Source organism: Amycolatopsis sp. NPDC088138 (assembly GCF_044741685.1).
Lineage (GTDB): Bacteria > Actinomycetota > Actinomycetes > Mycobacteriales > Pseudonocardiaceae > Amycolatopsis.
In genome coordinates, this window is sequence record NZ_JBIUTB010000005.1 from 900,547 (window position 1) to 918,964 (window position 18,418).

At 71.8% G+C, this 18,418-nt stretch carries 14 protein-coding genes; 10 read left to right on the plus strand and 4 right to left on the minus strand.

Annotated features, from left to right (window positions below; genetic code table 11):
- The first annotated feature begins 1 nt into the window (after position 1).
- The 8 genes from ACIOD2_RS30685 to ACIOD2_RS30720 all read left to right on the plus strand — a co-directional run bounded on the left by ACIOD2_RS30685 (position 2) and on the right by ACIOD2_RS30720 (position 11,790).
- Positions 2-778 (plus strand): thioesterase II family protein, encoded by a 777-nt coding sequence (locus ACIOD2_RS30685; protein WP_400545537.1) that lies wholly within the window; start codon positions 2-4, stop codon positions 776-778.
- A gap of 13 nt (positions 779-791) precedes the next feature.
- Positions 792-1,808, plus strand: coding sequence for a TauD/TfdA family dioxygenase (locus ACIOD2_RS30690; RefSeq protein WP_400545540.1), 1,017 nt, complete (start codon positions 792-794; stop codon positions 1,806-1,808).
- 39 nt (positions 1,809-1,847) lie between these two features.
- Positions 1,848-4,094: an AMP-binding protein gene (locus tag ACIOD2_RS30695; RefSeq protein WP_400545543.1), complete on the plus strand. Its 2,247-nt coding sequence runs from the start codon at positions 1,848-1,850 to the stop codon at positions 4,092-4,094.
- Positions 4,091-4,999: an LLM class flavin-dependent oxidoreductase gene (locus ACIOD2_RS30700; RefSeq protein ID WP_400545546.1), complete on the plus strand. Its 909-nt coding sequence runs from the start codon at positions 4,091-4,093 to the stop codon at positions 4,997-4,999. The genes ACIOD2_RS30695 and ACIOD2_RS30700 overlap by 4 nt, the downstream gene beginning before the upstream one ends.
- 13 nt (positions 5,000-5,012) lie before the next feature.
- Entirely contained in the window at positions 5,013-5,984 is a 972-nt protein-coding gene (locus ACIOD2_RS30705; protein WP_400545549.1) for a 3-oxoacyl-ACP synthase III family protein, read from the plus strand.
- A 17-nt stretch (positions 5,985-6,001) separates the two neighbouring features.
- Positions 6,002-7,228, plus strand: a complete 1,227-nt coding sequence (locus ACIOD2_RS30710) for an MFS transporter (RefSeq protein ID WP_400545552.1) — start codon at positions 6,002-6,004, stop codon at positions 7,226-7,228.
- A 98-nt stretch (positions 7,229-7,326) separates the two neighbouring features.
- A complete protein-coding gene (locus ACIOD2_RS30715) occupies positions 7,327-8,583 on the plus strand; it encodes a cation:proton antiporter (RefSeq protein ID WP_400545555.1) in 1,257 nt (418 codons plus the stop codon).
- A gap of 450 nt (positions 8,584-9,033) precedes the next feature.
- The gene (locus ACIOD2_RS30720) at positions 9,034-11,790 is read left to right on the plus strand and encodes a BTAD domain-containing putative transcriptional regulator (RefSeq protein WP_400545558.1); all 2,757 of its coding nucleotides are present in this window, start codon (positions 9,034-9,036) and stop codon (positions 11,788-11,790) included.
- Positions 11,791-12,095: 305 nt separating this feature from the next.
- Here the strand turns inward: ACIOD2_RS30720 and ACIOD2_RS30725 are convergent, their stop codons facing one another.
- Positions 12,096-12,365, minus strand: coding sequence for a hypothetical protein (locus tag ACIOD2_RS30725; RefSeq protein ID WP_400545561.1), 270 nt, complete (start codon positions 12,363-12,365; stop codon positions 12,096-12,098).
- Positions 12,366-12,456: 91 nt separating this feature from the next.
- Here ACIOD2_RS30725 and ACIOD2_RS30730 point away from each other — a divergent pair, with 91 nt between their 5' ends.
- A complete protein-coding gene (locus ACIOD2_RS30730) occupies positions 12,457-13,077 on the plus strand; it encodes a TetR/AcrR family transcriptional regulator (RefSeq protein ID WP_400545564.1) in 621 nt (206 codons plus the stop codon).
- 7 nt (positions 13,078-13,084) lie between these two features.
- Here the strand turns inward: ACIOD2_RS30730 and ACIOD2_RS30735 are convergent, their stop codons facing one another.
- Positions 13,085-13,516, minus strand: a complete 432-nt coding sequence (locus ACIOD2_RS30735) for a nitroreductase family deazaflavin-dependent oxidoreductase (RefSeq protein ID WP_400546207.1) — start codon at positions 13,514-13,516, stop codon at positions 13,085-13,087.
- A gap of 29 nt (positions 13,517-13,545) precedes the next feature.
- Entirely contained in the window at positions 13,546-14,478 is a 933-nt protein-coding gene (locus ACIOD2_RS30740) for an amidohydrolase family protein (RefSeq protein WP_400545567.1), read from the minus strand.
- 57 nt (positions 14,479-14,535) lie between these two features.
- Here ACIOD2_RS30740 and ACIOD2_RS30745 point away from each other — a divergent pair, with 57 nt between their 5' ends.
- On the plus strand, positions 14,536-14,994 hold the full coding sequence (locus ACIOD2_RS30745) for a MarR family winged helix-turn-helix transcriptional regulator (protein ID WP_400545569.1): 459 nt from the start codon (positions 14,536-14,538) through the stop codon (positions 14,992-14,994).
- Positions 14,995-15,039: 45 nt separating this feature from the next.
- Here ACIOD2_RS30745 and ACIOD2_RS30750 read toward each other — a convergent pair whose 3' ends face one another.
- Positions 15,040-18,243 (minus strand): S8 family peptidase, encoded by a 3,204-nt coding sequence (locus tag ACIOD2_RS30750; protein WP_400545571.1) that lies wholly within the window; start codon positions 18,241-18,243, stop codon positions 15,040-15,042.
- Positions 18,244-18,418: the final 175 nt, after the last annotated feature.

Genomic DNA, 18,418 nt, shown 5'->3' on the forward strand with positions numbered 1-18,418 from the left:
CGTGCCGCGTGGTGCCGCCGGTGACACCCACGTCGTACGCCCGGTGCACCGGCCCAACGCCGACAGGACTCTGGTGTGCCTCGGTTTCTGCGGTGGTGGCACCGGTTCCTACCGTGCCTGGGCGCACGTCCTGGGTCCGGACGTCGACCTCGCGCTGGTCTGCTACCCGGGCCGCGAGGGCCGGTTCGCCGAACCGTACGCCCACGACTGGGCCGAGCTGATCGACGACACGACGGCGGCGGTCAGGCGTGCTGCCGACCGGCCGTACGTCCTGTTCGGACACAGCATGGGCGGCTGGATGGCGTTCGACGTGGTCACCGGGATGGCCGGGCGAGGCGACCCGTTGCCCGGCGTGGTGGTGTTGTCCGCGTGCAACGCCCCCGACCGAGGGCTCACCGAGCGGGACCGCTTCCCGTCCGTCGACGACACCGACGCCGGGCTGCTCGAGTGGATGCGGATCGGTGGCCTGCTGCCCGACTACGTCCGAGACGATCCGGACCTGACGGAGATGGCCGTCGAGCTGATGCGTGCCGACGTACGGATCCGCGACACCTACCGCTACCGGCCCGGCGTGCGCACCGGCCTGCCGGTGCAGGTGCTGCACGGGGTCGACGACCCGGTGATCGACCCGGACGTCGCCACGCGCTGGCGCGCCGTGTGCGACGGCCCGCTCACCGTGACCCCGTTGCCCGGCGGGCATTTCTACACGCCGGAGGTCTGGGCGGACCTTCCCCGACACATCGATTCGTTCGCGTTCGACCTGACCGCGCACAACTGATCCTGGAGCACCGATGCACGAGCCACAGACAGTGGTGCGGCCGGGGAAGCCCGCCGCGATCACGACACCGGAGTTCACCGACCCCGTCGAAGCGGCGTCCTGGCTCGCGCGGTACCGGCCGGCTCTGCGGCAGGCGTTGGACCGCCACGGCGCGTTGTTGCTGCGCGGACTGCCGATGCGCGATCCGGAGGACTTCGCAGTGTTGCGCGACGCGCTGTTCGAGCAGCGTGCGGAGTACCGGGAGAAGGCGACGCCGCGTACCGACTACGGCGACGAAGTGTTCTCGTCCACCGATCTGCCACCCGCTCAGCGCATCAGGATGCACAACGAGAACAGCTACACGCTGACCTTCCCCGGCACGTTGCTGTTCGGCTGCCTCGTCGCTCCCGAGGAGGGCGGCGCGACACCGGTCGCGGACGTGCGTGCCGTGCTTCGTGCGCTGCCGCCGGAACTGGTCGATCGGTTCCGGCGCGCCGGCTGGTGCCTGACCCGCAACTACGGCCCGCATCTTTCGCTGGACTGGCGGACGGCGTTGGCCGTGACCGACCGCGAGGCCGTGCTGGGCTACTGCGCCGCCAACGTGATTGCCTGCGAGTGGGGCCCGGACGACGCGCTCCGTACGACCCAGGTCCGGCCCGCGTTGATCCGTCATCCGTCGACCGGGGACGAAGTGTGGTTCAACCACGCGGCGTTCTGGAGCGAGTGGTCGCTCGACCCGGAGATCCGCGAGGTGCTGGTCGACGAGCTGGGCCGGGACGGCCTGCCGTTCAACACCGCCCTCGGCGATGGGAAAGCGCTCACCGAGTCGGAGGTGGCCGCCCTGAACGAGGCCTACGACGTGGCCGTGGTACGCGAGTCGTGGCAGGTCGGCGACGTGATGGTCGTGGACAACCTGCTCGCGGCGCACGGACGCGACCCGTTTCGGGGAGACCGGCGGATCGTGGTGGCAATGGGCGACCCGGTGGGGTTGCGCGACTGCTCTCCGGGGTCGCTGGTACTGCCCGCGCCGACCGCCGCGCTCGCGGGCTGATCCGGCGGTGCTCGCTGAACACGGAGAGGTGGTGACCCGGTGAACCGGGGAGCCCAGCAGACCGGTCCGGTCGTCGCACTGCCCGAGGAAAGCCTCGCCCGGGTGCGGAGGTGCGCGGAGGACGCCCGGGTGCGTCCCGCCGACGTGCTGCTCGCCGCGACCGCCGTGCTGTTCGGCCGGTGGTCCGGGCGAGCGGTCGTGGCCTGGCCCGGTGGCGCCGAACACGAACTGGACGTCGACGAACGTCTCAGCCTCGTCGAACTGGCAGGCGCGGCCGCCGCACTCATCGAATCCGGTGTGGACGATCGAGGACAGGTGCGGGTCCGGTTCGTGACGGACGCGGCGGCATCTGGTGGACAGCGCGAGTGGGAACTGGGTGTCGCGGACGGTCTCGTCCTGCGGCTGCCCGGCCACGGCGTTCCCGCCGATCCATCAGCGCACTTCGCGCGGCTGCTGGCCGCACTGCTGGCGGATCCACGGGCACCCGTCGGTACCGCGGAGTCGACGCCCGCCGGCGAACGGGCCGACCTGGACCGGTGGTCCCGCACCGACCTGCGTGGTCCGGTCCGTCCGGTGCTGGCGCGGCTCGCGGAGACCGCTCGCGAGCACCCGGACCGGATCGCCGTGTCCGGTGTGGACGGTGAGCTGAGCTTTGCCGAGCTGGTGGCCCGGGTCGGTGCGCTGGCCGGGCGACTGGCCGGATGCGGGGTGGGGCGGAGCAGCCGGATCGGGGTGCACCTGCCCCGCACGACAGAGCTGGTGCGTGCGCAGCTGGCCGCCTGGTGGCTGGGAGCCTGCTTCGTGCCGCTCGAGCAGTCGTACTCGGACGGCAGGCTCGCGGACATCGCCGCCGACGCCGGTCTGGACCTGGTGGTCAGCCTCGCGGACCGGCTGCCGTGGGCGCCGGGCGTGCCGGTGCTGAGGCCCGGCCCCGGGACGGATGGGCCGATCGGGCCCGTCACCGCGGACCCGGCGGACACCGCTTACCTGATGTACACGTCCGGTTCGACCGGACGGCCGAAAGGCGTCGCGGTGCCCCACGGCTCGGTGGCGCTGCTGTTCGCCTCGCTGGAGTCGTCCGGGTGCTACCCGGCGGAACACGCACGGGTGGTCTGCAACGCGAGCACCGCGTTCGACGCGTCGGTGCAGCAGTGGCTGCGGCTGTGCCGGGGCGACGCCGTGCACCTGGTCGACGAGGACACCAGGCTCGACCCCGTCCGGTTCGGGAACTGGTTGCGGTACCACGAGGTCACCGACGTCGACGCGACCCCGTCGCACTGGGCGGCGGTGCGGGACGAGGTTCTCGCCGCGGTGTCACCGGGCCGGCTGCGGCTCTACCTCGGTGGTGAACGAGTGCCGGGGGAGATGTGGCGCGATCTCGGTCTCCTGGCGGCGGAAGGCGACATCCGCTCCGCGGTGAACCTGTACGGTCCCACCGAGTGCACCGTGGACGTCACCGCGGCGCCGATCACCGGCGCCGAACCGCACATCGGCGCACCGCTTCCCGGCCGGCGGGTGCACGTGCTGGACCGCCGGCTGCGTCCCGTGGCCGTCGGTGTCACCGGCGAGCTGTACGTCGGCGGCGGTCTGGCCACGGGATACGCCGGAGATCCGGGCCGGACAGCTCACCGCTTCGTCGCGGATCCCTTCTCCGGCGGCGGGGACCGGTTGTACCGCACCGGCGACCGGGTGTGCCGGCGTCCGGACGGCACGCTGCTCTACCTGGACCGGCAGGACCGGCAGGTGAAGGTGCGGGGACACCGGATCGAGCTCGGCGAGGTCGAGTCCGTGCTGACCGAGGTGGACGGCGTGGACTTCGCGGTCGCTGTGGTGCGGGACGGAAACTTGTTCGCTTACTACACCTCGGCACACGAGTGCACGGAGCGGCTGCTGGCCCACCTGCGGGAGCGGTTGCCGGCTGCCATGGTTCCCACCGCGCTGGTCCGTTTGGACGTGGTGCCGAGGACGGCACAGGGCAAGGTCGATCTGGCGGCGTTGCCCTCGGTGTCCACCACGTCGGCGATCGGGGGAACCGAGCCACGCGGTGAGGTTCGGACGCTCATAGCTCAGGCGTGGTGCGAAGTCCTGGGGCTCGACCAGGTCAGCACCCTCGACGACTTCTTCGCCCTCGGCGGCCACTCGCTGGTGGCGCTGCGGGTGGTGTCACTGGTGAAGAAGCGGCTCGGCGTGGTCCTGCGCACCAAGGACGTCTACCGGTACCCGAGGCTGGACGACCTCGCCGAACACGTGGAGCGGCTGGGCGCCGCCCGGCAGGACGCCCGATGACCGTGCGGTTCGGCGTGGTGCTGCCGACGCTCGAGATCGCCGGCCGCGGTAGCTACCCGGTGGCGGACGCCGCAGTACTGGCCGAGGAGCTCGGGTTCGACTCGGTGTGGGCGGTCGACCACCTCGCCTTCCACACCGGCCTGGTGGAGCCGGTGACCGCGCTCGCGGTCGCGGCGGCCGTGACTCGGCGGGTGCGGCTCGGTTTCGGTGTGCTGCTCGCCGCCATGCGCCAGCCGGCGTGGGTGGCCAAGCAGATCGCCTCACTGCAGGTGCTGTCCGGCCACCGGGTGTTGCTCGGCGTCGGCGTCGGCGGGGAGAACCCCGCGGAGTGGGCCGCGGCCGGGATACCGCGCGACGAGCGGGGCAGGCGCACCGACGTGCTACTCGACGCGCTGCCTACGATGCTGTCCGGCCGGGCGGTGCGGCTCCCGTCGCCGTACGACCTCGACGTCCCGGACCTCGCGCCCGCGGCCCTGATGCCGCCGGTCTGGATCGGCGGGCGTAGTGAAGCGGCCCTGACCAGGGCGGCGCGGCGCGGCGACGGCTGGCTCGGTCTGTGGCTGGACGCCGGCCAGCTCGCCCGGCGTGCGGAGCTGCTGGGCGTCCTCGCCCGGCACGCCGGCCGTCCGGCTCCGTCGGTCGGGATGACGGTGTTCGTGAACGTGGACGACCGCGACCCGGCGCGGGCCCGCCGGGAAGCCGCGGCGTTCCTGGGCTCGGTCTACGCGCTCACCCCCGCCCGGTTCGAGCGCTACCTCGTGGCCGGCGGTTCCGCCGAGGTCACCGAGCAGCTGGCCGCGATGGTCGCGGCCGGTGCCGAGCAGCTCACGCTGCTGCCCGCCGCGGTCGACTACCGGACCCAGTACGAACGGCTCGCGCTGATGACGGCGAGCCTCGCGACCTGACAGGAGGGCAGCAATGGCCGTCGGAATCCGCGGACTCGGCTCGTACGTGCCGCCGCGCGTGATCACCAACGCCGAGATCAGCGCCTGGACCGGCGCCCCTGAGCAGTGGATCGTCGAACGCACCGGTATCCACGAGCGGCGGTACGCGGCCGAGGGGCAGACCACGTCCGACCTCGCCGCGCCGGCCGCCCGGCAGGCACTCGGTGAAGCGCGGGACGGACTCGAGGCCTTGATCGTGGCGACCTGCACGCCGGACGTGCCCCAGCCCGCCACGGCCGCGATCCTGCAGCACAAACTCGGACTGCGGGGGGTGCCCGCGTTCGACGTGAACGCGGTCTGCGCCGGATTCGTGTTCTCGCTGGTGATCGCCGGGCGGATGCTGGCGGGCCGGGACCACGCGAGCGCGCTGGTCATCGGCGCGGACATGTTCTCCGTGCTGATGGACCACTCGGACCGGCGCACGGTCAGCTTGTTCGGCGACGGTGCGGGAGCGGTGCTGCTCGGCGACGTGCCGGACGGGTACGGCATCCTCGCCTCCCGGCTGGTCACCGATGGCGAGCACCATGAGGAGGTCGGCGTCGCGGCCGGCGGCACCCGGACACCGCTGGATTCGGCGGCACGCGCGGCGGGCGAGCACTACTTCCGGATGAACGGTCCGATGGTGCGGGACTACGTGATCACCACGCTGCGCAAGCTCGTGCAGGAGGTGGTCGACGACTGCGGGCTGCGGCTGGCCGACATCGACCGGTTCGTCGTGCACCAGGCGAACAGCAGGATGCTGGAGGCGCTGGCCGCCGATCTGGGTGTCGACCCGGAACGGTTGCCGATGACCATCGAGCGGTGCGGGAACACCGCGGGCGCCTCGGTGCCACTGACGCTCCACCGGTCCCATCAGGCACGGCCACTGCGACGTGGGGACCACGTCCTCGTGGCCGCGGCGGGCGGCGGGTTGTGCGCCGGTGCGGCGGTGATCCGGTGGCACTGACCGATGGACGTTCGTTCATGATCTTCTGGATCGGCGAGGCGAGCAGCAAGTTCGGCAGCGCCACGACTGTCGTGGTCATGCCACTGATCGCGGTGACCGCCCTGTCCGCCAGCCCGTTCCAGATCGGGCTGCTCAGCGCGGCGACGTGGCTGCCGTGGCTCTTGATCGGGTTGCCCGCGGGAGCCTGGGTGGATCGCCTCCCGGCTTGGCGGGTCATGCTGGTCAGTGACGTAGCCTCCGCGTTGTTGCTGGTCAGCGTGCCTGTGGCCGCGTGGTTCGGCCTGCTCACCCTGTGGCAGCTGCTCTCCGTCGCGCTGCTCGGCGGTGCCGCGTCGGTGTTCTACTCGACGGCCTACGGTGCGTGCGTGCCGGCGTTGGTGCCGCGGGACCGGTTGGCCACCGCGAACAGCAGGCTGCAGGGCACCGAGTACGCCGCGCAAGTGGCCGGACCCGGTGTCGGTGGCGTCCTGGTACAGGTCGCCGGAGCGGTGACCGGACTGCTGCTGGACGCAGTGACCTTCGTCGTGTCCGCGCTGTGTCTCGGCGTCGTCCGTCCGGGTGCCGCGAGGCGCGTGCAGACCGACGACACCCCGCACGACACCGGCGTCTTCCGCGAGATCGCGGACGGCCTCCGTCTGGTCTGGACGGACGGGCTGCTGCGCACCCTCACCGGGTACGCGGCGGTGGCCAACCTGGCTGCCGGTGCGCTGCAGGCGGTTCTCGTGGTGTTCTTGGCCAGGACGGTCGCGCTGGCGCCCGGGGCGATCGGCACGCTGCTGGCCGTGGTGGGGGTGGGCGGTATCGCCGGTGCGCTGGCGGCCGCGCCGTTGTCGAAGGCGCTCGGATCAGCGCGCGCACTGTTGGTGTGCGAGCTCGGTGCGATGCCCTTCGCACTGTTGCTCCCGCTCACCGACAAGGGTTATGCACTGGCATTCCTCGTGGTCGGTGGCCTGGTGGTGAGCGCGGGAGTGGTAGTGCCCAACGTGATCACCGCGACGTTCGTCCAGACCTACTGCCCGCACGACACGATCGGCAGGGTGTCGGCCAGCATGCGTGTCGTCACCTACGGCACGCTTCCGCTGGGCGCACTGATGGGTGGCCAACTCGCCACTGTGTACGGACCGCGGGCCGCGATGTGGTGCATCACCGCAACGGCTGTCCTGGCCACCGTGCCACTCGTTCTCTCGCCGCTGCGGCGGATTCGCGATTTGCCGGCACGCTCGGGCCCGGTCCTGCTCGGCTGATTCGTTCGACAGCACATTCTCGGCGAGTAGTGGAGGACTGACGTGCCCGACATCCGTACCGTTGCTTCGGCAGCGCCGAAGAACACGGAACTGTGGCGATGAGTACAGAACACCTGGCCATTTCGGTACTTCTCGCCGTCGGCGTGATCATAGCGGTGGCGACCGCGGTAAGGCCGCTGTGTGAACGGATCCGCCAGCCGGCCGTCATGGGACAGATGGCAGCCGGTCTCGTACTCGGTGTCCTGCCCGCACAGCTGACCGGCGTGATCTTCCCGAAGGAGATACTTCCTTTTCTCAACGTCATCTCCCAGCTCGGGTTGGTGCTATTCCTGTTCGCCATCGGTTACGAGCTCGATCTCCGCGTCCTCCGTGGCCGGTTGCGCAGCACCCTGCTCGTCGCTGTCGGCGCACTGGTGGTTCCTCTGCTGCTGGGCGCGGGACTGGGCAAGCTCCTGTTCGGCACCGAGCTTTCGACGCCGAGCGGCAGCGCCGTCACGCCGGCGACCTTCATCCTCTTCACAGCGTGTGCGCTGTCCATCACCGCCGTTCCCGTGCTGTGCTGGATACTCCGCGAACGCGGGTTGATCGGTACCGTGGCGGGTATCGTCGCGCTGGCCGCGGCGAGCATCATCGATATAGCCGGATGGTCCCTGCTCGCCGTGCCGCTGGCCTCGGTGCACGGCGGGTCCGTCGGCACCATGTTCTTCTTCCTGGCTGCCTACCTCGCCGTGATGTGGTGGATCGTCCGCCCCGCGCTTCGGCGCTGGATGCGGTCCTCGAACTCGCGACGCATCAGGGTCCCGGTGCTCACCGCGCTCGCGATCGGTTCGGCCTACTGCACCGCGAAGATGGGACTGCACTTCATCTTCGGCGCCCTGTTCATGGGACTGATCACCCCTCGTGAAGAGGATGGCGCGCACGACCCCGAGTTGCTCGGCTCGGTCGAGAGCGAAAGCTCCGCGCTGTTGCCGGTCTTCTTCGTGGTGACCGGTCTTTCGGTCGACATCGGCGGCCTGAGCCGAGGGACCTGGGCGTTGCTCGTCCTCATCTGCGCACTCGCCATCGCGGGCAAGATCGGTGGCGGCACGATCGCCGCGCGGTTGGCGGGGATGCCGACGCGTGCCGCCCTCTCGGTCGGCGTTCTGCTGAACACTCGCGGCCTCACGGAACTGATCGCACTCAACGCCGGCTGGGAGGCGAAGATCATCGGACGTGAGTTCTACACCGTTCTCGTCATCATGGCCGTGTTCACCACGGCCATGACCGGACCGCTGATCACGCTTCTGCAGCGCCCGAAACGATCGGCGGACACGTCCCGGAAACGTGGGCCGAGTCGTGCTCGAAACGGCCCTTGACACAGGGCCGGTAACGGTCCGGCAACGGGGAGCCGGGTAGTTGTGGCGGTCCGCGCACCGAAGCCTCGTGGGACCGCGTCGTCGCTCGGATGTCCCGGGTCCTGCTGGGCGCCACTGTCCACCGAAGCGCGCGGTGCTGTCGACGACGCGTGGCGCCGGCATCGCGATGCGACTCGGCGGCGACCGGGTCCCGCGGCTTGACCGCCGCCTGCCGGCACGGCTCGGCCCGATCGAGCGCGGAGGTCTCCGCGCTGCTCACGGAGCTGTCCGAGCACTGATCGGCAGGGCGTGGGCGGTGTCGGCGAGGGCGCAGCCAACCGTCCTGCGGCCCGCTGTCCGCTGTCGCGGTTTCGAAAGACTTCGCCTGCCATGCCGCCACTAGCCGAAAATCGCCGGACGAGGTGGGCGAATGCGGCCATCGGACGAAGGCGTCGTGGGTACCGTGGGCTCGTGGGCACCCTCGACATTCACCTGCTCGGTCCGCTGCTCGTGCGGATCGACGGTGAGACCGTGCCTCTGCCCGGCGGGCGGCCGGCCGCGCTGCTGGCCGTTCTCGCGCTGGCCGGCGGCCGTCCGGTGACCACGGACGAGCTGGTCGAGCAGATCTGGGGCGACCGGCTCGGGGAGACGCGCAACGCCGTCGCGGTCGGTGTCTCCCGGCTGCGCAAGGTGCTCGGCGCCGGCGCGGTCGTGGCCGAGGGCGGCGGCTACCGGCTCGCTGTCCCCGCCGAAGACATCGATGTCAGCCGGTTCTCCGGGCTGGTGGAGGGGCCGGACGGCCCCCCACGCGCCCGGCTGGCCCGCGTCGAGGAGGCCCTCGCGCTCTGGCGGGGGGAGCCGCTGGCCGGGGTCGGCATCGACCTGCCCATCGCCGTCGGGCACCTGCGCGAGCTGCGGCTGCGAGCTGAAGAACTCGCCGCCGAACTGCGGCTCGAGCTCGACGAACACCACCGGGTCGCGGCCGAACTGCCGGGTCTCGTGGCCGCGTACCCGCTGCACGAGCGGTTCACCACGTTACTGATGACCGCGCAGTACCGCTGCGGCCGCCAAGGCGAGGCGCTGCAGGCCTTCGAACACCTGCGAAAGACGCTCGCCGAGGAGCTGGGTGTCGACCCCGGACCCGGCGCGCGCCGGATGCACCAGCGGATCCTGGAGGCCGACCCCGAGCTCGAAGCCGGCGGCGGCCGCGCGGTGCCCGCCCAGCTGCCTCCGCCGCCCCCGCGGCTGGTCGGCCGGGACGTGGAACTCGCGACGCTGGACGCGCTGATGCGCGGCGAGCCGTCGATCGGGATCGTCACCGGCCCCGCGGGTGTCGGCAAGACCGCGCTGGCGCTGGCGTGGGCGCACGCTGTGCGCGGCGACCTGCCCGGCGGGCAGCTCTACCTCGACCTCAACGGCTTCGGCCCCGGCGAACCGCTGTCGCCCGAAGACGCCGTGACCGCCCTGCTGCAGGGCTTGACCATCACCGAGACGGAAGCCGGCGGGACGCTCGAAGCACGGTCGGCCCGGCTGCGGACGGCGTTGTCGGGCCGGCGGTTGCTGCTCGTGCTGGACAACGCCCGCGACAGCGCGCAGGTGCTGCCGCTGCTGCCCGGCTCCGGGTGTGTCACCGTCGTCACCAGCCGCGCGCGGCTGCCCGAGCTGACCACCCGGCACGCGGCCCGCCGCCTGGTGCTCGGCGCGCTCGGCCCGGCCGACTCCGTGCTGCTGCTGGGCAGCGTCGCCGGGCCCGACCGGATCGCCGCAGACCCGGCGGCCGCCCAGCGGATCGCCGAGCTGTGCGACCGGCTGCCGCTCGCCACGGTCATCCTCGCCGAGCGGATCGCGCGCAGCCCGGACGTCCCCGTCGGCGAACTGGCCGCCGAGCTGGCCGCCGAACAACGCCGGCTCGACGCCTTGGAAGTCGGCGGTGACCTCGCGGTGAGCATGCGCGTTGTCCTCGGCTGGTCCTACGGCGCGCTCCCGGATGCCACCCGTGCGTTCCTCCGCGCGGTCGGGGCCCATCCCGTCGCGGAGTTCGACCTGGCCGCCGCGGCCGCGGCGGCGGGCGTCCCGGGCGCGCACGCGCGGCACGCCGTCGACGAACTGACCGGTCTGCACCTGGCGCGGCGGGTGACCGGCAGCCGGGTGGTGCTGCACGACCTCGTCCGCGAATACGCCGGGGAACTGTTGCAGGGCAAGGAACGCGCCGACGTGCTAGACCGTCTTCTCGCGTGGTACCAGCACACGATCGCCGCGGCGTGCACCGCGCTCGACGTCCGCGGCCGGCCGAACCCGCTTCCCCCAGCCGACGACGTCACGCCGCTGCACTTCGGCACCCGCGCGGACGCTTTGCGCTGGTGCGAAACCGAAGGGCGCGCGGTGCTCGGCCTCGCCGACACCGCGGCGCGCGCCGGGCGGCACGACGCCGTCAGCGCGATCGCCGGACTCTACTGGACCTACCTCGACACCCGGGGCCGGCCGCACGAAGTCCAGGCCATCTGCCGGCTCGCGCTGAGCGCTGCCCGTGCGGAGGGCGACGCCGTCGCCGAGGCCCTGCACCTGAACCGGCTCGGCATCGCCCACCTACTGCTGGGCGACTTCGCGGTTGCCGAAGAACACGCGCGTGCCGCGCTCGCTCTCGACCGGGCCCGCGGGGACCACGCCGCCGAAGCCGAAACGCTCGTCAACCTGGCGCGGATCCTGATCTACGCCGCCCGCCCGGCCGACGCGATCCCGTTGTGCCGGCAGGCCCTCGCCCGGCTGGCCCGGCCGGAGACGGGCTGGCGCGCGTGGAACAACCTCGCCACGGCACAGCAGGCGGCCGGCCACACAGCCGACGCCCTGCAGTCGATCGAGCGGGCGTTGCGCGCGGCCGACCTGCTCGCGGCGGCCGGCGGCCACGAACAGACCCTGGACGCGGCCGGGATGCGCGCGTACTCCAGCGACACCCGCGGCCACATCCTCCTCCAGCTCCACCGCCGTGCCGAAGCGCTCGACGACTTCCGCCACGCCCACCACGCCGCCGTCGAGCTGGGGGAGTGGCGTTTGGAGGCTGAAGCCCTGATCGGCGCCGGGCAGGTGCTGCACGTCCAGGGCCGCACCGGCCAGGCGCACCAGACGTGGACGAAGGCCCTGGACGTGTACCTGGATGTCGAAGCCCACACGGCGGCGGCGAGGCTGCGCGAGAAGCTGGTGACGTGCTGCGCCGCGGCGGCGGCCTCCTGACCTGATCTCGAGGCGCGTTTGGACGACCGGCTCTTTGCTCCACGCGGGCGGCTGCTGGTCGAGAAGCGCGGTCGGCGGTTGCTCATCGACGCACAGTGCTCTTCCCGCATCTCAGGCCACGGACATAGTCGTCGCGAGCCTCGGCGTCGGCTACGTGGGCGTGCCCTCAGACGACTGTCCAGGTGCGGGAGAGAGCGGCCAAGACCGGAGTGTTCGACGCCGGAACCGGCGAGTGCCCTGGCAGGTCCCGCGGGATCGGGCGATCTGGAGGGCGGGCCATCCGTCTTGTCCGCTTGATCAGCGCTTCACGGGAGCGCCACCACGCACCGGCAGGCGCCGGCCGCGTGGCTGACCCGGACCGGGTCGGCCGGGGACAGCTCTCCGTACTCCTCGTTCCCGAAGTCGATCGTGATGAGGTCGGGCGAAGGCGGGGAGAGCACGGTTCCGCGCCGGACTCGGCGGCTGCCGGTCGACGGGTCCGGCGCGCCGAACACCAGTACCCGGTCGCCCTGGGCGAAATGGCTCCAGTGACCGTCCTTGGCCGCGGCGCGGGCCGGGTCTTCGGTTCCGAGCATCGGAAACCTCCTGGAACGGGTACCTGCCACGCCGCCCACCCTACACATACTTGTTGGGCGACACGCAAGTTAGTTTGGTACGCTCCGGCCCATGGCCACCCTCCGCCGAACTCAGCAAGAACGCCGGGACCAGGCGGAATCCGCGCTGCTCGCCGCGGCCGCCGAACTCGTCGTCGAACAGGGGGTTCGCTCGCTGACGCTCGCGCGCGTCGGGGAGCGTGCCGGGTACAGCCGCGGCATCGTCACGCACCACTTCGGCGCCAAGCAGGCGCTGGTCGAGCGGCTCGCCCGGACCACGCAGGCCGGGTTCGTGCCGGGGCTGGACGAACTGCCGCCCGGGCGCGACCGCCTGCTGCGGCTGATCGACGGCTACCTCGGCGAACTCGGCCGGCTCGGTGTCTTCAACCAGGCTTTCCTGGTGCTGTGGGCCGAGGCCGCCACGCAACCCGACCTGGCGCCGATCTTCCGCGAGCGGGACGCCGCCTTCCGCGCCGACCTGCGCGAAGACGTCGAGGCCGGCATCGAGGCCGGCACCATCGATCCCGGCCTCGGGCCCGACGACGTCGCGATCGCCGTCGTCGGGCAGCTGCGCGGGATCGCCCTGCAGCGGCTGCTGGACCCACGTGGTGTCGACGTCGAGCAGGTGCGCCGCAGTGTCACCGGTTATTGGCGCCGGGCACTCGGCCCGGCGCCGTCGACCGGTCAGGGGTGATCGAGTCTTACTTCGGGTCGAGCACGAACACCGGGATCTGCCGGTCGGTCTTCGTCTGGTACTCGGCGTACGATGGGTAGGCCGCGACCGAGCGTTCCCACCACTCGGCCCGTTCGGCTCCCTCGACCTCGCGCGCCGTGTAGGTCTTCGTCACGGTCCCGTCCTGCAGCGGGAACTCCGGGTGCGCCTTGATGTTGTGGTACCAGACGGGGTGCTCCGGGGCGCCGCCCTTGGACGCCACCACCGCGTAGCTCCCGGCGTGCTCCACCCGCATGACCGGGGTGTAGCGCAGCTTGCCGGACTTCGCGCCGCGCAGCGTCAGCAGCACGATCGGCGACCCGAGCACCTCGATCCCCTCGGTGGTCCCCGTCTCCAGGATCGTCTTGGTCTGGTCCTGCACCCACTCCGTGGGACTGAATTCTGCGGTCTCGTCGGACATGCCGATGATCAACGCCCCGGACCCGGATCTCATTCCCGGAGCCGGGGGAACAGCGCCTCCGCGGCCGCGCGGCCGACGTCGGGGAAGCGTTCGGCACCGGGGCCTTCGTAAGTGGTGAGGTACCGGTCGAACTCGGCCCGCCACTCCTTCGGCGCGAACGGGAAATCGCTGCCGTAGAGGACGTGGCCGGGTTCCGCGAAGGCGAACAGCGACGGGAGCGCGGTCGGTGAGGCGGACAGGGCCGTGTCGAAGTAGAACTTCCGCAGCCCGGCCATGATGCCTTCGGGGGTGGTGCCGGGGTTGAACATCGCCGCACCGGTGAAGCGGTGCGCGGCGAAGGGCAGGAAGCCACCGGCGTGCGACAGGATGATCCGCAGCTCCGGATGCCGGTCGAACACGCCGTGGGCCACCAGGTCGAGCGCCGTGCGCGTGGTGTCGAACGGGAAGTCCAGCAGGGGGCTGGGCAGGCCGTCGAGGCGCGCGATCGGCGGTTCGGCCGGGTGCACGAACACCACGGCGTCACGGGCGGCCAGTTCCGTCCACAGTGGCTCGTACGCCGGGTGACCCAGGTAGTGGCCGTGTGCGTTGGACAGCAGGACGACGCCGTCGGCGTGCAGTTCGTCCAGGGCTCGCACGGCCTCGGCGACCGCGCCGTCGAAGTCCGGCAGCGGAAGCACGGCGAAGTGCCCGAAGCGGTCAGGAGTGTCCCTGACGAGCTGGGCCTGGAAGTCGTTGACCTCGCGCGCCAGGTCGCGGGCCGCGGCGTCGTCGCCGAAGTGCACCCCCGGCGCGCTGATGGACAGCACCCCGGTGGCGATCCCCGCTTCGTCCATCATCGCGAGCGCGGCACCGGGGCTCCACGAGGGCATCGGCCACCCGCCGGCGGTCTGGCCGCTGTTCTCCAGCGCTTCCTGGTAGCGCGGCGGGATCAGGTGCTGGTGCACGTCGATGCGGCCACTCATGATATCTAGCCTCCTAATAGTTAGGTAGCTAACTATTGCTTTGCTAGGCTAGCTCGCATGACGACCGGGAACAAGTCACCCCACCCCGCCGAGGTCGACGAGCTGGTGCAGGCGGCCGACGCCGTGTTCTTCGCCATGCGCAAGGCCCGGTCGGCGGGCGCGGACCGGGACGCCGGTCTGTCGCTGCCGCAGGTCACGATGCTCGAGCCGCTGGTGAACGAGCCGGAGCTCCCGGTCGGCAGGCTCGCCGCGGCCGCCGACGTGTCCATCCCCACGGCCACCCGGATGCTCCAGCAGCTGGAGGGCGCCGGAGTGGTGACGCGCCGGCGGTCACCCGACGACGAGCGCAAGGTCCTCGTGACCTTGACCCCGGAGGGGCACGAGCGGCTGGCGCGGCTGCTGGCCGGCCGGCGGGCCCGTCAGGCGGAAGCGTTCGAGGCGTTTTCGCCCGCGGAACGCCGGCAGCTCGTCGCCCTGCTGCGCAGGCTCGTGCCGGTGATCGACAGCATCAGCTGACGGCGGAGGCGGCTCCGCGCGTTCGCGAAGCCGCCTCCGGTCGGCTCAGCGCAGGACGAAGGCGTCCACAATGGTCTCCGTCACCGAGTTGCCCGCGCCGTCAACCGCGGTTCCCCGCAGGGACACGGACTTCGCGCCCCACGGGTGGGCCAGCACCGTGTACCACCGGCCGCCCAGCTCGGCCAGGGGAGCCGGGGTCCAGGAACCACCGTGGTCGTGGGACACCTGGATCGCCGTCGGCTTGACCGTGCCGCCCGCGTTGTGCGAGAAGCCGATCGGGACCAGCGTCGGCAGGAAGGCCGATGCCGCGTTGTTCGCGTTCAACGCCGGCGCGAACTTGATCGCCATCAGCGGCAGCCGCTGCGGCGTGGTACCCGTGACCGTGCCGGAGACGAACGTGTAGTCGGCGACCACCTTGCTCGACAGCGGCGACGGCCGGGTCATCTCGGTGTGCAGCCGGAACGTGCCCGGGCCCGGCGGCACCGAGAACAGCCCGCCGCTGGAGTCCTGGCCGACTCCCACCTGCACACCATTGCGGTACAGCACCGCCGTGCCGGTGTGCACGCCGAAGCCCTCCATGTCCCGGGTCGCGTCGCTCAGCTGCGGGATCTGGAAGACGATCGAATCACCTTGCCGGCTCGCGTAGCGCGTCGGCCGGGCCGGGTTGGCCGGGAAGTCCGGGCCGAACACCGCGCGGCCGTAGGAATCCGCCGCCTCCCGCACCCGCGGGTACACCTTGGGAGCGCTGGAGAACAGCTGGTTGACGTACGTCCCGTCGGCCTTGGTGACCTGGAAGAAGTTCATCCACGGCGTCTCCGGGGAGTAGTACTCCTCCAGCGTGTACGGCAGCGGCTTGGTGATGACGCTTTCCCGGGTGCCGACCGTGCCCGGCTCGGCGGCCGCGTGCACGCTGTGGACGTGCACCAGGTCCCGGTCGCGCACGCGCAGCACCGGGTCGGCGGGCAGCCGGCCGTCGGTGTCGGCTCGCACGCTGTAGAGCGACGGCGAGGCGTCGAAGCGGCCTTGGGCGTCCGGGACGGCGAACCGGCCGCCGACGGAGTACCGGAACTGCCCGGGCGCCGTCGTCGCCGAGCGGTTGACCAGGACGTCACCGAAGGCACCCGGCTGGATCTCGGTGGCCAGCGCGTCCTGGCCGCCCCACGCGGTGGTGCGGGCGAAGTCCACGCTCTTCTCGAACGCCGTCAGCTTCGGGTTGTCCAGGACGAGCCCCGCCGGCTTCGCCGTCCGCGGGTCGACGGTCAGGTCGACCGGCTTGCTCACGTCGAGGTCGGGTTCGATGGTCACCGCGATCCCGGTGCCCGTGGCGACCTGGGATTCGAAGTAGTAGTGCCCCTTCGGCACCCGGAAGCCCACCGAACCGGACGCGTCGTAGGGCACGTACTGGACGGCCTGCCGCGTGTCGACCAGGCGGTAGGCGTAGTCCGCCGTCGGCTTCCCGTCGGTGCCGAGGAAACCGAACCGGACGTCGTAGCTCTCCGGCTCGCGGGTGAGCGAGACCGGGACGCGGACCGTGCCCGCGGTGAGCACGCCGGTGTAGTTCCCGTCCGGGCCGTCGACCGTCGTGTCGGCGGTCAGCGTGATCGGCGCGTCGGCGCCCGGGGCGACGGTCAACGTCGGCGCGGACAGGGTGAACATGCCCGCGGGCGCGGGCTTTCCGGCCGGGTCATCGAGATCCGCGGTCACGTTCACGGTCACCGGCGTGGTGCCGTAGTTGTGGTACGTCACGACGTTGCGCACCGGCTGGTCGTCGGCGTGCGGCCACCGCTGGACGCCGTCGTTCAGCGTGGCCGGGGTGGCGACCAGCGTGCCCGCGGCGGCCTTGGCGACGTCGACGCGGCCGCCGCCCTGCTCGAACACCGTCCGGGCGGGGTCGGGCTTGGCCGACTCCACCAGCGCGGCCTTGAGTTGCGGGGCCTTCCAGTCCGGGTGCTCGCCGGCCAGGATCGCCGCCGCCCCGGTGACGTGCGGGGTGGCCATCGACGTGCCGGACATGATCAGGTGCGTGTCGTCGGCGTGCGGCAGGGTCCTGGCCAGGGCGCTGTCCTTGGCCATCGCCGCGGTGATGTCGACGCCCGGCGCGGTGATCTCCGGCTTGATCCCGTTGTCGCCCTTGCGCGGGCCGCGGCTGGAGAAGTCCGCGAGGTGGTCGTCGTGGTCGACCGCGCCGACGGTCAGCGCGTCCCGGGCCGCCGCGGGCGAACCCGGGGTCTTGCCGTTGTTGCCCGCGGCGACCACGAACAGCGCGCCGGTCCGCTCGGTCAGGGCGTCGAGCGCCTGGGAGAGCAGATCCGTGCCGTCGCTGGGGGTGTAGTCGCCCAGGCTCATGTTGATCACCTGCGCGCCGCCGGTCGCGGCCCACTCCATGCCGGCGAGGATTTCGGACTCCTCGCCGCTGCCGGTGTCGTCGAGCACCTTGCCGATCATCAGCTTCGTGTCCGGTGCGACGCCCATGTACTTGACGTTGTTGCCGGTCACGATGGACGCGACGTGCGTGCCGTGCCCGTAGCGGTCGGTCGTCCCGGACGCGCTGGCCGTGAAGTCGCGCGCCTGGGCGACGGCGTCCGCCAGATCCGGGTGGGTGGCGTCGATCCCGGTGTCGAGGATGGCGACCGTCGTGCCCTTACCGGTGTAGCCGGCCTTCCACGCTTCCGGTGCGCCGATCTGCGGGACGCTGCGGTCCAGCGCCGCGTGCACCGGGCCGTCCAGCCAGATCTTGCCGGCCGAAGGGTCGCGCCCGGCCCAGAAAGCCGGGCTCTTGGCGGTTTTCACGGCGGTGGCCTGGACACTGGGCAGCTCGCGGACGACCTGCGCGGCCGCCATCGCGCGAGCGCGCGGTCCCGCTGGGTGGGTCACGATGAGCGGGATGTCCGGGCGTGCGTCGTCGCCGTACCCGCCGGCCAGCAGCCGCGTGACGTCGAACAGGCGCGGGTCGAGCCGGCCGGCGCGGACGTCGGCGAGCGCGTCGAACGGCGTGACGTGCACGTCGCCGTCGACGTCCTTCTGCGTGAGGAACCCGACTTTCTCCCGGCCGGGCGCGGGCCGGACGTGCGCGGCGCCGGATTCGTCGAGGACGACGTGATCGCCGGTCACCAGGGTGATCGTCCGCTGCGCGCCGGCCGCGGGTGACGCCGGACCGGCGGGCGCGGCGGCCGCCTGCGGCCCGGGACCGGTGAGACCGGCCGCGAGCACGGCGGCGACCGCGAGTGCTCGTCTCGGCTCGAGGATCATCTGTTCCTCCTGCTGGTCAAGGTCGACAGGAGTGATCAAATCCAGTTTCGGCCGCGCGCGCCAGTGTTTCCCTTTGCCAGCACGAGGATTGCGCGTGCGGTACCGCCGGGCGGCCCACCGCGCGGGCACGGGGGAGTGAAGTGGTCTGATCCACTTGGCCCAAGACGCCGCCGCG

Bases quoted from the DNA above. Each gene is read 5' to 3' on its own strand.
- ACIOD2_RS30690 (WP_400545540.1), top strand. From the start codon at position 792: ATGCACGAGCCACAGACAGTGGTGCGGCCGGGGAAGCCCGCCGCGATC.
- ACIOD2_RS30700 (WP_400545546.1), top strand. From the start codon at position 4,091: ATGACCGTGCGGTTCGGCGTGGTGCTGCCGACGCTCGAGATCGCCGGC.
- ACIOD2_RS30705 (WP_400545549.1), top strand. From the start codon at position 5,013: ATGGCCGTCGGAATCCGCGGACTCGGCTCGTACGTGCCGCCGCGCGTG.
- ACIOD2_RS30710 (WP_400545552.1), top strand. From the start codon at position 6,002: ATGATCTTCTGGATCGGCGAGGCGAGCAGCAAGTTCGGCAGCGCCACG.
- ACIOD2_RS30715 (WP_400545555.1), top strand. From the start codon at position 7,327: ATGAGTACAGAACACCTGGCCATTTCGGTACTTCTCGCCGTCGGCGTG.
- ACIOD2_RS30725 (WP_400545561.1), bottom strand. From the start codon at position 12,365: ATGCTCGGAACCGAAGACCCGGCCCGCGCCGCGGCCAAGGACGGTCAC.
- ACIOD2_RS30730 (WP_400545564.1), top strand. From the start codon at position 12,457: ATGGCCACCCTCCGCCGAACTCAGCAAGAACGCCGGGACCAGGCGGAA.
- ACIOD2_RS30735 (WP_400546207.1), bottom strand. From the start codon at position 13,516: ATGTCCGACGAGACCGCAGAATTCAGTCCCACGGAGTGGGTGCAGGAC.
- ACIOD2_RS30740 (WP_400545567.1), bottom strand. From the start codon at position 14,478: ATGAGTGGCCGCATCGACGTGCACCAGCACCTGATCCCGCCGCGCTAC.
- ACIOD2_RS30745 (WP_400545569.1), top strand. From the start codon at position 14,536: ATGACGACCGGGAACAAGTCACCCCACCCCGCCGAGGTCGACGAGCTG.
- ACIOD2_RS30750 (WP_400545571.1), bottom strand. From the start codon at position 18,243: ATGATCCTCGAGCCGAGACGAGCACTCGCGGTCGCCGCCGTGCTCGCG.